Genomic DNA, 15,851 nt, shown 5'->3' with positions numbered 1-15,851 from the left:
TCACAACGGGCAAGTGAACGATTGACATACGTCGCGTATGTTACGCATGATTTGCCACATACGCACCGTATGTATTTTGCCTTGGTCATTGCAGATAGCAAGTCGCAGGCATTCAGGAAGAGGTCCAGCAGGATGGCAAACCCTTACGCCGAGTTATTCCAGGTCCCCGGCGCCCGGGCCTTTGTACTGGCAGGCATGCTGGCGCGCATGCCCGTGTCGATGACAGGAATTGGCTTGATCACCATGCTTTCCCAGGTGCACGGCGGTTACGGCCTGGCGGGTTCGGTGGCGGCGGTATTTGCCCTGGCCACGGCGTTTTGCGCACCCCAGGTATCGCGGCTGGTGGATCGCTACAGCCAGGGTCGGGTGCTGCCGGTGGCCGCGCTGATCGGCGGTGGGGCTTTGTTGATGGTGCTGCTGTGCACCCGCTTGCAGGCACCGAACTGGACGTTGTTCCTGTTTGCCGCCTTGGCCGGTTGCATGCCGAACATGTCGGCCATGGTGCGTGCGCGCTGGACCGAGTTGTACCGTGGCCAGCCCAAGTTGCAGACCGCGTTCGCCCTGGAGTCGGTGCTGGATGAGGTGTGCTTCATCATCGGGCCACCCATTTCGGTGGGTTTGAGCGTGGTGCTGTTCCCCGAGGCGGGGCCCTTGGTGGCGGCGCTGTTACTGGCGGTCGGCGTCACCACCTTTGTATTGCAACGTGAGACCGAGCCTCCCGTCCATGAACATCAGGACCATCACGGCGGCTGGCTGATTGCATCGCCCTCGGTGCTGATCCTGATGATCCTGCTGCTGGCCATGGGCGTGATCGTCGGCGTGGTGGACGTGGTCAGCGTCGCCTTTGCCCAGCATCAGGGCCAGCCGGCGGCGGCGAGCATTGTGCTGTCGGTGTACGCCATCGGTTCGTGCCTGGCGGGGCTGGCGTTCGGTACCCTCAAGCTCAAGGCACCGTTGCCCAGGCAGTTCCTGTTCTGCGGCGTGGCCACCGCGTTGACCACCTTGCCGTTGCTGCTGGTGAGCAACATCCCGGGGCTGGCGGTGGCGATCTTTATTTCCGGGCTGTTCTTCGCCCCCACGTTGATCGTGTCCATGGCCCTGGTGGAGCAGATCGTGCCCGCCAGCCGCCTGACCGAAGGCATGACCTGGCTGATCACCGGCCTCAGCATCGGCGTGGCCATCGGCGCCGCCAGTTCCGGTTGGATGATCGACCACTTTGGCGCCACCAGCGGGTTCTGGGTCGCGTTGGTGGCCGGGGCGGTGGTGCTGGGGGCCGCGGTGCTGGGGTATCGGCGGTTGGGATAATCGGCTTATCGCTGGGCAAGCGTCTGCACTGTGGTGGTGCGGAAAATCGCTCAAGGCTTGGCGAGTCAGGTCATTGAGGGTCAGTTTCTTGCGGGTCGCCGCCAGGGCCGCCGCCAAGTGCAGGTCATGGCCGACCCGGACATTGAAGGAGCCGTGCAAGGCTTCTCCGGTGTGTGGCCCAGGGACTGGCACGTAGTGAGGTAGTAGCCCAGTCGACGCAGCAGCGTGACGAGTTCGGGCCAGGTAAATGCCATGTGCTCATCGAGCAGTTTGGCGAGCAGCTTGTTTTGGGCAAGGCGTTTCCTGCGTGTAACTAAATTCAGTTGCAAAAAGTGGTGTTCGTCAATGCTAGCCCGACGTTGTGCGGTCTTCCTGAGACTGATGTAACCCTTGATGACACCTCGCCTTGCGCCTCCCATCCCCCCGCTAATTTTTCCCTCTCCGGTTCGTTTTATAGGGACGACGTGCCTTTGTGCTTCCTGCCTATTGCTCCGGACTCCAAGAAATGAATGCTGAAGACTCCTTGAAACTTGCTCGCCGGTTTATCGGGTTACCCCTGGAAAAACGCCAACTGTTCCTGCAGGCCTTGCAGAAAGAAGGCGTGGACTTTTCCCGGTTTCCGATTCCGGCAGGGGTGCAAGTGGAGGATCGCCAGGCGCTGTCCTACGCGCAGCAGCGCATGTGGTTTCTCTGGCAATTGGACCCGGCCAGCGGGGCCTACAACCTGCCGGGTGCCGTGCGGCTCAAGGGCGCGCTGAGCCTGGATGCGCTGGAGCAGGCGTTTGCCAGCCTGGTTGCGCGCCACGAAACCTTGCGCACCGTGTTCCAGCGCCAGGCGGATGAACGCCTGTTGCAGGTGGCGGCCGACACGTCGTTGACCGTCGAGCAACTCGATCTGAGCCACCTGGCCCTCGCCGAGCGTGAAGAGGCCGTCAACGCCGCTGCGACCCGTCAATCGCTGCTGCCGTTCGACCTGGAAAACGGCCCGCTGCTGCGCGTGCAACTGCTCAAACTCGACGCCCAGGAGCACGTGTTGCTGCTGACCCTGCACCACATCGTCTCCGACGGCTGGTCGATGAACGTGCTGATCGACGAGTTCATCCGCTGCTACGACGCCCATGAGCGCAGCCAGGCCCCACAATTGCCGGCCTTGCCGATCCAGTACAGCGACTACGCCCTGTGGCAGCGCCGCTGGCTCGAAGCCGGCGAGCAGGCGCGTCAGCTGGAGTACTGGCAGGCGCGCCTGGGTGATGAGCACCCGGTGCTGGAGCTGCCCACCGACCGCCCACGCCCGGCCATGCCGAGCTATCAGGGCACGCGCCATGATTTTGCGATCAACCCGCAGCTGGCCGCGCAATTGCGCACCTGTGCGCAAAAGCACAACGTCACCCTGTTCATGCTGTTACTCGGTGCCTTCAACGTGCTGCTGCATCGTTACACCGGGCAGGGCGATATCCGCGTCGGCGTGCCGATCGCCAACCGCAACCGCACGGAAGTCGAAGGCCTGATCGGCTTTTTCGTCAACACTCAAGTCCTGCGCACCGAGCTGACCGGGCAAACCCTTGTCACTGAGCTGCTGCAAAGCATCAAGGAACACGCACTGGGCGCCCAGGCTCATCAGGAGTTGCCGTTCGAGCGGCTGGTGGAAGCGCTCAAGGTCGAGCGCAGCCTCAGCCATACGCCGCTGTTTCAGGTCATGTACAACCACCAGCCAGTGGTGGCCGACATTGCAAACGTCAGCACGGCCTCCGGCCTGGAGCTGGCGCTGGTGGAGTGGCAAGGCCGTACCACCCAGTTTGACCTGACCCTCGACACCTATGAAAAATCCGGCACCCTGCACGCCGCGCTGACCTATGCCAATGACCTGTTCGACGCGCTGACCATCGAGCGCATGGCCGGGCATTGGATCCGCCTGTTGCAGGCCATGGTGGCGGACGGCACGCAGCGCATCGGCGAGTTGCCGATGCTGGCCGCAGATGAACAGCAATTGCTGGTCCACGCGTGGAACCAGACCGCCGAGGCGTACCCGACCGAGCGCGGCATCCATCACCTGGTCGAAGACCAAGTGCAGGCCACGCCCGACGCGCCGGCGCTGGTGTTCGGCACCACGACGCTGACCTACGCCCAGCTGGATGCGCGCGCCAACCAGCTGGCCCATGCCCTGCGCGAGAAGGGCGTAGCCCCGGACGTGCTGGTCGGAATCTGCATCGAGCGCTCCATCGAAATGGTGGTCGGTCTGCTGGCCATTCTCAAGGCGGGTGGCGCCTACGTTCCGTTGGATCCTGAATATCCCCAGGAACGCCTGGCCTACATGATCGAGGACAGTGGCATTCAGTTGTTGCTCAGCCAGCACAGCCTGTTGCCAGTGCTGCCTGTCGAGGGTATCCAGGTGATTGCCCTGGACCAGCCTGCCAGTTGGCTCGATGGCTACAGCGCCGAGTCGGCAAACGTCTCCCTTCACGCGCTGAACCTGGCCTACGTGATCTATACCTCGGGCTCCACCGGCAAGCCCAAGGGTGCCGGTAACAGTCATCGCGCACTGGTCAACCGCCTGTGCTGGATGCAGCAGGCCTACGGTCTGGATGCCCGCGATGCGGTCCTGCAGAAAACCCCGTTCAGCTTCGACGTCTCGGTGTGGGAGTTTTTCTGGCCGTTGATGACCGGCGCACGCCTGGTGGTCGCGGCCCCTGGCGAGCATCGCGAACCGGCCCGCCTGATCGAGACGATTGGTCGGCACGGCATCACCACGCTGCACTTCGTGCCCTCGATGCTCCAGGCGTTTATCCATGAGCCCGGAGTGCAGGCCTGCACCAGCCTCCAGCGCATCGTGTGCAGCGGCGAAGCCTTGCCGCTGGATGCGCAATTGCAAGTGTTTGCCAAGTTGCCTCAAGCCGGGCTGTTCAACCTCTACGGCCCGACCGAAGCGGCCATCGACGTCACCCACTGGACCTGCGTCGACGAAGGCGCCGACAGCGTGCCCATCGGCCGTCCAATCGCCAACCTCGGCACCTACGTGCTCGATGCCCAGCTCAACCCGGTGCCCGCTGGCGTCAGCGGCGAACTCTACTTGGGCGGCATTGGCCTTGCCCGCAGTTACCACCGGCGCCCGGCGCTCACCGCAGAACGTTTTGTGCCCAGCCCCTTCGGTGACGGCGCGCGTCTGTATCGCACGGGCGACCGCGTGCGTCAGCGGGCCGACGGGGTGATTGAGTACCTTGGCCGTCTCGATCACCAGGTCAAGCTGCGCGGCCTGCGGATCGAGCTGGGTGAAATCGAGACACGCCTGATGCAACACCCCTCGGTGCGCGAAGCCGTGGTACTGGTGCAGGGTGGCAAGCAACTGGTGGCGTACCTGGTGCTGGAGGACACTGCGCCGGTCGACCTCAAAGCCTGGCTGCTCAGCAGCCTGCCCGAGTACATGGTGCCCAGCCATATGGTGCCCCTGGCCAAGCTGCCCGTGACCGCCAACGGCAAGCTCGACCGCAAGGCCCTGCCATTGCCGGATGTCGCGCCACAGCAGGCCTTTGTCGCCCCGGAAAACGACCTGCAGAAAGCCGTGGCGGCGATCTGGAGCGATGTGCTGGGTGTGGAACAGGTCGGCCTGGACGACAACTTTTTCGAACTGGGCGGCGATTCGATCATCTCCATCCAGGTGGTCAGCCGTGCGCGCCAGGCGGGTATTCGCCTCAGCCCACGGGACCTGTTCCAGTACCAGAGCGTGCGCAGCCTGGCGCTGGTGGCGACCTTCGAGCAGGCGACTGCTATCGATCAGGGGCCGGTGACCGGCGAGGTGATCCTCACGCCCGTCCAACACAGCTTTTTCGAGCAGGCGATCCCGGCGCGTCAACACTGGAACCAGTCGTTGCTGCTGACCCCGCGTGAAGCCCTTGAGCCCGCGCGCCTAGAGGCCGCCTTGACTCGGTTGATCAACCACCACGACGCCCTGCGCCTGCGTTTTGTGCAGCAGGCAGACGGTTGGCGACAAGCTCACGCCGAGCCGGTTGCCACCGCGTCGTTGTGGCAATCCCAGGTTGCTGACGAGGCCGAGTTGGCCGCGCTGTGCGACGAGGCGCAACGCAGTCTCGACCTCGAACAGGGCCCGCTGCTGCGCGCGGTCCTGGCCGTGATGGCCGACGGCACCCAGCGCCTGCTGCTGGTGGTGCACCACTTGGCGGTGGACGGTGTGTCGTGGCGCATCCTGCTCGAAGACTTGCAACAGGCCTATCGCAACGCCGCGTTGCCAGCCAAGACCAGCGCCTACCAGCTGTGGGCGCAGCAGTTGCAGCGCCATGCACAGACGCTGGACGAGCAACTGCCGTATTGGCAAGCGCAGACCGCGAGTGCCGATCTGCCGTGCGACAACCCCCAGGGCGGCCTGCAAAATCGCCTGGGCAGCCTGCTGGAGATCCGTCTCAGTGCCGAACACACTCGGCAACTGCTGCAAGATGCCCCGGCGGCCTACCGCACCCAGGTCAACGACCTGCTGCTGACCGCGTTGGCACGGGTCATCAGCCGCTGGAGCGAACAGCCCGCCGCGCTGATCCAGCTGGAAGGCCATGGCCGTGAAGACCTGTTCGACTCGGTTGACCTGAGCCGCACCGTCGGCTGGTTCACCAGCCTGTTCCCTGTGCGCCTGCACGCCGATGGCGAGCTGTCGGCGGCGATCAAATCGGTGAAGGAGCAACTGCGCGCCGTGCCGCACAAAGGCATTGGCTACGGCCTGTTGCGCTACCTCGGCACGCCTGACGCCCGCGAAGCGTTGTCAGCCTTGGCCGCGCCACGCATCACCTTCAACTACCTGGGCCAGTTCGACCGCCAGTTCAATGAGTCGGCGCTGTTCGTCCCGGCTACCCAGGGCAGTGGCCAGGCCCAGGACCCGCAGGCGCCGCTGGCCAACTGGCTGACCGTGGAAGGGCAGGTGTATGGCGGTGAACTCGCTTTGCAGTGGGGATTCAGTCGCGAGATGTTCGACGTGGCGACGGTCCAGCGCCTGGCCGATGACTACAGGGCGGAACTCCAGGCCCTGATCGAACACTGTTGCGCCACGCCGGCGGGGCAGGTCACGCCTTCGGACTTCCCTCTGGCACGCCTGACCCAGCAGCAACTGGACGGCTTGCCCATCGCCGGGCCGGCGATTGCCGATCTCTACCCATTGTCGCCGATGCAGCAGGGCATGTTGTTCCACACCCTGTATGAGCCTGAGGCCGAGGCTTACATCAACCAGTTGCGCCTGGACATCGAAGGCTTGGACCTGCTGGCGTTCGGCCGTGCCTGGCAAGCCGCGCTGGACCGCCATGACATTCTGCGCAGCAGCTTCCACTGGCTTGGCCTGGACAGCGCCCATCAGGTGATCCAGCGCCAGGTCGATGTGCAGTTGCATGTGATCGAAGACATCGACGCCGACTGCGATGCGCTCGCCGTGGCCGAGCGCGAGAAAGGTTTCACACTGAATGCAGCGCCGCTGTTTCGCCTGATGCTGGTACGCGGTGCCGGTACGGCCTGGCACCTGATCTTCACCAGCCACCACATCCTCATGGACGGCTGGAGTAACGCGCAGTTGCTGGGTGAGGTCATCGCTCATTACGCCGGGCACGCCGTGCCAGCGCCGCTGGGGCAGTTCCGCGATTACCTGGGTTGGCTGCATCAGCAAGCTTCGGGCGAGACGTTCTGGAAAGCCACTCTGGCACCGTTGCAAACGCCCACCTTGCTGGCGCAGGCGCTGCGTGTACCGACCGAAGGCAAAGGCATGGCTGAGCATCAGGTGCTGCTGGGCGACGACTTCACGCGTGCCCTCGGCGAGTTTGCCCGCCGCCACAAAGTCACCCTCAACACCGTGCTTCAAGGCGCCTGGAGCTTGTTGCTGCAGCGCTATACCGGGCAGGACTGCGTGGCCTTTGGCGCCACGGTCGCGGGGCGCTCGGCACCGTTGCCGGGAATCGAACAGCAACTGGGCCTGTTCATCAACACGCTGCCCATTGTCAGCGCGGCCTCGCCAGCGCTGTCGGTGGCCGGTTGGCTGAGCGAACTGCAAGCGCTCAACCTGAGCTTGCGCGACCACGAACATGTGCCGCTCTACGACATCCAGGACTGGGCGGGGCAGCAGGGCGCTGCGTTGTTCGACACCTTGTTGGTGTTCGAAAACTTCCCGGTGGCCGAAGCCTTGAAACAAGGCGCGCCCGCCGGCCTGACGTTCGGACGCCTGCACAACCATGAGCAGACCCACTATCCGCTGACGCTGGGGATCGAGTTGGGCGCCAGCCTGCGCCTGGAGTTCGGCTACGACCAGGCCCGATTCAGCGCGCAGCAGGTTGCTCGACTGAGCGGCAACCTGCATCACCTGCTGGTGCAGATGCTCGCAGACGCCCAGGCACCGCTTGGCAACCTGCGCCTGCTCGACGCCGCTACTCACCGCGACGTGCTCGCTCATAGCCGGGCGACCGGTGCCGCCCCGCGCCAGCTGCGCGTGCACGAGCGTATCGCCGCCCAAGCTGCCGCCACGCCTGACGCGCTGGCGGTACAAGCGGGCGACGCGCGCCTGAGCTACGCACAGCTGAATGACCACGCCAACCGTCTTGCCCATCGCCTGCTGGCGCTGGGTGTTGGCCCAGGCCAGCGCGTCGGCCTGGCGGCCCGACGTGGCCCGCAGTTGATCGTCAGCCTGCTGGCGGTGCTCAAAAGCGGCGCCGCCTATGTGCCGCTGGACCCGAACTATCCGACCGAACGCCTGGCCTACATGCTGGCGGACAGCCGCCTGGACCTGCTGCTCAGCGAAACCGGGCTGCTGGCCGACCTGCCACTGCCCCAAGGGCTGGCGCGTTTGGACTTCACCGCGTCGGGCGCAGAGTTGGCCGACTACCCGTCGACCCCTCCCGCCAACCATGCCGCCGCTGCCGACCTGGCCTATGTGATCTACACCTCCGGCTCGACCGGGTTACCCAAGGGTGTGGCTATCGACCATGCCGCCCTCAGCCAGTTCTGCGACAGCGCCGAGGCTTACAGCCGCTTGAGTGCTTCTGATCGCGTGCTGCAATTTGCGACGTTCAGCTTTGACGGCTTCGTCGAGCAATGCTACCCGCCGCTGTGTGTGGGCGCGGCGTTGATCATGCGCGGCGATGAGCTGTGGGATGCCGGGCAACTGGCCCGCGAAATCGTCGAGCAGGGCGTGACCCTGGCGGACTTGCCGGCTGCGTACTGGTATCTGCTCGCCAAGGAATGCGCCGTCGACCGACGCACCCTGGGCAACCTGCGCCAGGTCCACGTGGGTGGCGAGGCGATGTCGGTGGAAGGGCTGCGCGCCTGGCACACTGCCGGTCTGGGCGGCGTGCGCCTGGTCAACACCTACGGGCCCACCGAGGCCACCGTCGTGTCCAGCGTGCACGACTGCCAGTTGGCGGACGCCAGCGATGCGTTTGGCGTGCCGATTGGCCGGGCCATCGAAGGCCGTGCCTTGTATGTGCTGGACAGTGGTTTCGAACTGCTGGCCAGCGATGGCGTGGGCGAGCTGTGCATCGGCGCCGAGCACGGCCTGGCGCAATGCTATTTTGACCGCCCGGCGTTGACCGCCGAGCGCTTCCTGCCGGACCCGTTTTCCGCCGTGCCGGGTGCACGGCTCTACCGCAGTGGCGATCTGGCCCGTTACAACGAGGCGGGTGCGCTGGAGTACGTCGGGCGTATCGACCATCAAGTGAAAATTCGCGGTTTCCGCGTGGAAATGGGCGAGATCGAAGCCAGCCTGCAAGCCTTGCCGTCGTTGCGTGAAGCGGCTGTCATCGCGCAACCGAGCGCGACGGGCACGCAATTGGTGGCGTATGTGGTGCCCGTTACGGCGCAGACGCTCGACCCGCAAGCATTGGCGGCCACCTTGCGCCAGTCCCTGCCGGACTACATGGTGCCGGGGCAATGGGTCATCCTTGAGGCCTTGCCGTTGAACAGCAACGGCAAGCTTGACCGTCGCGCATTGCCGGCGCCGGACCTGAATCAAGCGCGCCAGGCCTACCTGGCACCGCAGAATCCCCTTCAATCGCGATTGGCCGTCATCTGGCAAGCGGTGTTGCAAGTGGAACAGGTGGGCCTCAACGACCACTTCTTCGAACGCGGCGGCCATTCGTTGCTGGCGACCCAAGTGGTCTCGCGGGTGCGTCATGACCTGAAGCTGGAAGTGCCGTTGCGCGCACTGTTCGAACAACCGACGCTGGAAGCGTTCGCAGCCGCTTGCGCCGGGTTGCAGACCGCCCCGGCGCTGCCGCTGGTGGCGGTGACGCGGGACCAGCCGCTGGCGCTGTCGTTCGCCCAGGAGCGCCAATGGTTCCTCTGGCAACTGGACCCGACCAGCGCGGCTTACCACGTGCCGAGTGCACTGCATCTGCGCGGACGCTTGGACGTCGCGGCGCTGGAGCAGGCGTTCCAGGTTCTGGTGCAGCGCCATGAGCCGCTGCGCACCACTTTTATGGAAGAGGGCGAGCACACCTGGCAAGTGATTCATCCGCGCTTGGCGATGCCGATCGAACGCCAGCGGGTCGCGGCGTCGGCGATCGAACACGCGGTGGCGCAGGAAATCCAGCGTCCGTTCGACCTGGTCAATGGCCCGCTGATGCGCGTCAACTTGCTGGAGGTCGAGGCCGAGCACCATGTGCTGGTGATCACCCAGCACCACATCATCTCCGACGGTTGGTCGATGCAAGTGATGGTCGACGAGCTGGTGGCGCTCTATCAGGGCCAGGCTGAGTTGCCTGCGCTGCCGATCCAGTACGTCGACTATGCCCAGTGGCAACGTGACTGGATGGCGGCCGGTGAAAAACAGCGCCAACTCGACTACTGGCGCACCCGTTTGGGCACCGAGCATCCGGTGCTTGAGCTGCCGCTGGATCACCCGCGGCCGGCGCTGCAAAGCCATCGTGGCGCACGCCGGCAAGTCCAGCTCGACAACGCGCTGGTCGCTGAGCTTAAGGCGCTGGCCCAGCGTCAGGAAGTGACCCTGTTCGTGCTGCTGCTGGCGTCGTTCCAGACCTTGCTGCATCGCTACAGCGGCCAGTCCCGGATCCGTGTCGGCGTACCGATCGCCAACCGTAATCGCCTGGAAACCGAGCGCCTGCTGGGCTTCTTCGTCAACACCCAGGTGCTGCAAGCCGACGTGCACGGGCAGATGGCCTTCGACCAATTGCTCGCCCAGGTCAAGCAGCAGGCCCTGGACGCCCAGGCGCATCAGGACCTGCCGTTCGAACAACTGGTCGAAGCCCTGCAGCCGGAGCGCAGCCTTAGCCATAACCCGCTGTTCCAGGTGATGTTCAACCACCAGGACAACCTGCGTGCAGCCCCGCTGCAATTGCCGGGCCTGGACCTGCAAGCGGTGGATTGGGCCGGGCACAGCACCCAGTTTGACCTGAACCTGGAGACCGAAGAGTCCGCCGAAGGCCTGTGGGCGTCCCTGACCTATGCCACCGACCTGTTCGATGCCACCACCGTCGAGCGCCTGGCCGAGCACTGGCAAAACCTGTTGCGCACCGTGGTGAACGATGCGTCCCAGGCCGTGGATGAGCTGGCGATGCTCAGCGCACCGCAATGGCAACAGATGGTCGAGGCCTGGAACGACACGTCGGTGGATTATCCCCGCGAGCGTTGCGTGCACACGCTGTTCGAGGCCCAGGCACTGGCACAACCGGACGCGCTGGCGCTGCAGTTCAATGGTCAGGCGCTCAGCTACGGCGAACTCAACCGCCGCGCCAATCGCCTGGCCCATCGCCTGATTGCGGCGGGCGTAGGCCCGGACGTGCTGGTGGCGGTGCATGTCGAGCGTTCGCTGGACATGGTGATCGGCCTGTTGGCGACCCTCAAGGCGGGTGGCGCGTATGTGCCGCTCGACCCGCAGTTCCCGGCGGACCGCTTGGCCTTCATGCTTGAAGACAGCCGTGCGCGAGTGTTGCTGACCCAGTCGCACCTGGACGGCAGCCTGGCGCACCCGCAGGGTGTGCAGGTGCTGATGGTCGAGGCGGATGACGACGCCGCCGAGCACGACCCGCAGGTCAACGTCACGCCGGAACACCTGGCCTACGTGATCTACACCTCCGGCTCCACCGGCACGCCCAAGGGTGTGATGGTGCGCCACCAGGCGCTGTGCAGCTTCACCTGCGGGATGGCCGGCACCCTGGACATCGGTGCTGACGCCCGCGTCTTGTCGCTGACCACCTTCTCGTTCGACATCTTCGCCCTGGAGCTGTACGTGCCGCTGACGGTCGGCGCCACCGTGCTGCTGAGTGGCCAGGAACTGGCCCTCGACCCCGAAGCCATCATCGACCTGGTGCACAGCCAGTCTGCCAACGTCCTGCAAGCCACGCCGTCGACCTGGCGCATGCTGCTGGAGAGCCCGCGTGCCCAGCTGCTGCGCGGTATCAAATGCCTGTGCGGCGGCGAAGCACTGCCGTCGGACCTGGCCCAGCGCCTGCTCGACCTGCAAGGCCCGCTGTGGAACCTCTATGGCCCGACGGAAACCACTATCTGGTCGGCAGCCCATCGTCTGCACGAGGCCCAGCCTTTGGTCGGGCGGCCTATCGCCAATACCGCGTTGTTCATCCTCAATGCCGGCCTGACCCCAAGCCCGGTGGGCGCGGCCGGTGAGTTGCTGATCGGCGGCGTCGGCCTGGCGCGCGGTTACCACGAGCGCCCCGCGCTGACCGCCGAGCGATTTGTGCCTAACCCGTATGGTGCGCCGGGCGAACGCCTGTACCGCACCGGCGACCTGGCCCGCTACCGCGCCGACGGTGTGGTGGAGTACATCGGCCGGGTCGACCATCAGGTCAAGGTGCGTGGGTTCCGTATCGAACTGGGTGAAGTCGAAGCCTGCCTGCGCGAGCAGGCCGGTATACGCGAAGCCGTGGTCCTGGCCGAAAACGATCGTTTGATCGCCTACCTGGTCAGCTCCGCGCCCGACGCGCCGGAGGTCTACAAGGCGGCCCTGCGCGAGCGCCTGCCGGACTACATGGTGCCGGCGCACCTGATGTTCCTCGACAGCCTGCCCCTGACCCCCAATGGCAAGCTCGATCGCAAGGCATTGCCGGCGGTGGACGCGGCGCTGTTGCGCACCGGTCATGTGGCGCCCGTGACGCCGCGTGAACAGCAGGTCGCGGCCATTTGGGCCGACGTGCTGGACCTGCCGCAGGTCGGTCTCGATGACCACTTCTTCGAACTGGGCGGGCATTCGCTGCTGGCCACACGGGTAGTCTCGCGGGTTCGCCAGGCACTGGCGCTGGAAGTGGCGCTCAAGACTCTGTTCGAACACCCGCTGCTGGTTGACTTCGTGCAGGCCCTGGGCGAGGAGGGCGTGGTTGCGCCGGCCTTGCTCAAGGCCGACCGCCGCCAACCGCTGCCGCTGTCCTACGCCCAGGAACGCCAATGGTTCCTCTGGCAACTGGACCCACACAGCACCGCGTACCACATCCCCAGCGCCTTGCGTTTGCAAGGGCAGCTTGACCTGGGGGCGCTGCAACGCAGTTTCGATACCTTGCTGGCGCGCCATGAAAGCCTGCGCACCCATGTGCGCCAGGACGCCGCGGCTACCGTGCAGGTGATTGAGGACTCGGGCCTGATCGAAATCGACCTGGCCGACACCGATGAAGCCAGCCTCAAGGCACGGGTCGCTGAGGTGGTCGCGCAGCCGTTCGAGCTGCTGCGCGGGCCGCTGCTGCGGGTCAAACTGCTGCGCCTGGCGGCTGATGATCATGTGCTGGTGCTGGTGCAGCACCACATCGTCTCCGATGGCTGGTCGATGCAACTGATGGTCGAGGAACTGGTGCAGCTGTATGCCGCCTTCAGCCACGGCCACATGCCAGACTTGCCGGCCTTGCCGATCCAGTACGCCGACTACGCCCTGTGGCAGCGCAACTGGATGGAGGCCGGCGAGAAGGCCCGCCAACTGGCGTACTGGCAGGCCCAGTTGGGTGGCGTGCAGCCGGTACTGGAGTTGCCTTTCGACTACCTGCGCCCGGCGGTACAAAGTCACCGTGGCGCACGCCTGGGAATCGAGTTGCAACCGCAACTCTTGGCCGGTTTGCGCCGCTTGGCCCAAGGCGCCGGTGTGACGTTGCCGATGGTGCTGTTGGCGTCCTACCAGGCGTTGCTGCACCGCTACAGCGGCCAGGAAGACGTGCGCGTGGGCGTGCCGATTGCCAACCGCAATCGCCTGGAAACCGAGGGGCTGATCGGCTTCTTCGTCAACACCCAGGTGCTCAAGGCCGATATCCACGGGCAGATGAGTGTCGTGCAACTGCTGCAACAGGTACGCCAGCGTTCTCTGGAGGCCCAGGCCCACCAGGACCTGCCGTTCGAGCAACTGGTAGAAGCCCTGCAACCCGAGCGCAGCATGAGCCTGAGCCCGCTGTTCCAGGTGCTGTTCAACCATCGCGTAACCTCGGCTGCCCATCACCTGCAGCGCCTCACCGAACTCGATGTCGAGGTGCTGAGTTGGGATGAAGGCGTGGCCCAGTTCGACCTGGCACTGGATGTGGAGGAAAGCCAGGCGACCCTGCGGGCTTCCCTGAACTACGCCACCGACCTGTTTGCGCCCGCCACGATTGAACGCATGGCCGGCCACTGGCAGAACCTGTTGCAGGCGATGGTCGCCGACCAACAGCAACCCATCAGCCAACTCAACCTGCTGGGCCAGGACGAGCAACACCACATTCTTCAACTGTGGGACCAGACCGACGCCGGCTTCTCGGCCAAGCGTCTGGTCCACGAATTAGTCGCCGACCGCGCCCGGGAAAACCCGGATGCAGTTGCGGTGAAATTCGACGCACAAACCCTGAGCTATGGCGAGCTGGACCGCCAGGCCAATCGCTTGGCCCATGCATTGATCGCCCGTGGCGTCGGCCCCGAAGTGCGCGTGGCGATTGCCATGCCGCGCAGCGCCGAGATCATGGTGGCGTTCCTGGCGGTGATGAAAGCCGGTGGCGTCTACGTGCCGCTGGACATCGAATACCCGCGTGATCGCCTGCTGTACATGATGCAGGACAGCCGCGCGCAGTTGCTGCTGACCCACACCCGTGCCTTGCAGCAACTGCCGATCCCCGACGGCCTTGATAGCCTGGCAATTGATCGTACCGAGGAATGGGCAGGCTTCAGCGACACGGCTCCGCAGGTAAAACTGGACGGCGACAACCTCGCCTACGTGATCTACACCTCCGGCTCCACCGGCATGCCCAAGGGCGTGGCGGTGTCCCACGGCCCGTTGGTGGCGCACATCATTGCCACCGGCGAGCGTTATGAAACATCGCCGGCCGATTGCGAACTGCATTTCATGTCGTTTGCCTTTGACGGCTCCCACGAAGGCTGGATGCACCCGCTGATCAACGGCGCCAGCGTGCTGATTCGCGATGACAGCCTGTGGCTGCCGGAGTACACCTACCAGCAGATGCATCGCCATCACGTGACCATGGCCGTGTTCCCGCCGGTGTACCTGCAACAGTTGGCCGAACATGCCGAGCGCGACGGTAACCCGCCCAAGGTTCGTGTGTACTGCTTCGGCGGTGATGCCGTGGCCCAGGCCAGCTATGACCTGGCTTGGCGCGCACTCAAGCCGACCTACCTGTTCAATGGCTACGGCCCGACGGAAACCGTGGTCACGCCGTTGCTGTGGAAAGCGCGCAAGGGCGACCCCTGCGGAGCCGTCTACGCGCCGATCGGCACACTGCTGGGCAATCGCAGCGGCTACGTGCTGGATGCGCAACTCAACCTGCAACCCATCGGCGTCGCCGGCGAGTTGTACCTGGGCGGTGAGGGCGTGGCCCGGGGTTATCTGGAGCGTCCGGCCCTGACCGCCGAGCGTTTTGTGCCGGACCCGTTCGGCAAGCCCGGCAGCCGTGTGTATCGCAGCGGCGACCTGACCCGTGGCCGCCCGGATGGTGTGGTGGATTACCTCGGTCGCGTCGACCATCAAGTGAAAATCCGGGGCTTCCGTATCGAGCTGGGCGAGATCGAAGCCCGTCTGCGCGAACAGGACAATGTCGGTGAAACCGTCGTGGTGGCCCATGAAGGCCCGACCGGCAAACAACTGGTCGCCTACGTGGTACCGGCAGACACCCTCCTGGCCGATGAAAGCGAGTTCCGCGACAGCCTGCGCCGCGCGCTGAAAACCCACCTGCCGGACTACATGGTGCCGACGCACTTCATGTTCCTGGCGCAAATGCCGCTGACCCCCAACGGCAAACTCGACCGCAAGGGCTTGCCCGAACCGGACGCGAGCCTGTTGCAACAGGCCTATGTGGCCCCCGAAACCGAGCTGGAACAGCAGATCGCCGCGATCTGGGCCGACGTGCTGCGCCTGCCGCAGGTGGGCCTGAACGACAACTTCTTCGAAGTGGGCGGCCATTCCCTGCTGGCGATCCAGATCACCTCGCGGGTCCAGGCCGAACTGGGCCTGGAAGTGCCGTTGCTGGAAGTGTTCCAGACCGAAACGCTGCGCGCCTATGTACAGGCCGCCGCCACCTTCCGCGCCGGCAGTGCGGAAGATTTTGATGACCTTCGTGACTTTTTGAGCGAACTAGAGGCGATTTGAC

2 protein-coding genes and 1 pseudogene are annotated in these 15,851 nt (G+C 64.9%); 2 read left to right on the top strand and 1 reads right to left on the bottom strand.

Going from position 1 to position 15,851, the window contains the following annotated elements; genetic code table 11:
* Window positions 1-132 precede the first annotated feature (132 nt).
* A complete protein-coding gene (locus tag AB4O08_RS01485; RefSeq protein WP_010211063.1) occupies window positions 133-1,305 on the top strand; it encodes an MFS transporter in 1,173 nt (390 codons plus the stop codon).
* A 9-nt stretch (window positions 1,306-1,314) separates the two neighbouring features.
* Here AB4O08_RS01485 and AB4O08_RS01480 read toward each other — a convergent pair.
* A pseudogene (locus AB4O08_RS01480) lies at window positions 1,315-1,508 on the bottom strand (toxin-antitoxin system HicB family antitoxin); the annotation flags it as partial.
* Window positions 1,509-1,810: 302 nt separating this feature from the next.
* On the opposite strand from AB4O08_RS01480, the gene AB4O08_RS01475 reads away from it, so the two are divergent.
* A complete protein-coding gene (locus AB4O08_RS01475) occupies window positions 1,811-15,850 on the top strand; it encodes a non-ribosomal peptide synthase/polyketide synthase (protein ID WP_460114659.1) in 14,040 nt (4,679 codons plus the stop codon).
* Window position 15,851: the final 1 nt, after the last annotated feature.

The sequence above is a fragment of the Pseudomonas sp. H3_E07 genome (assembly GCF_054668895.1).
The sequence above is the reverse complement of the archived record's forward strand: the minus strand, read 5'-3'. Positions and strand labels throughout refer to the sequence as shown.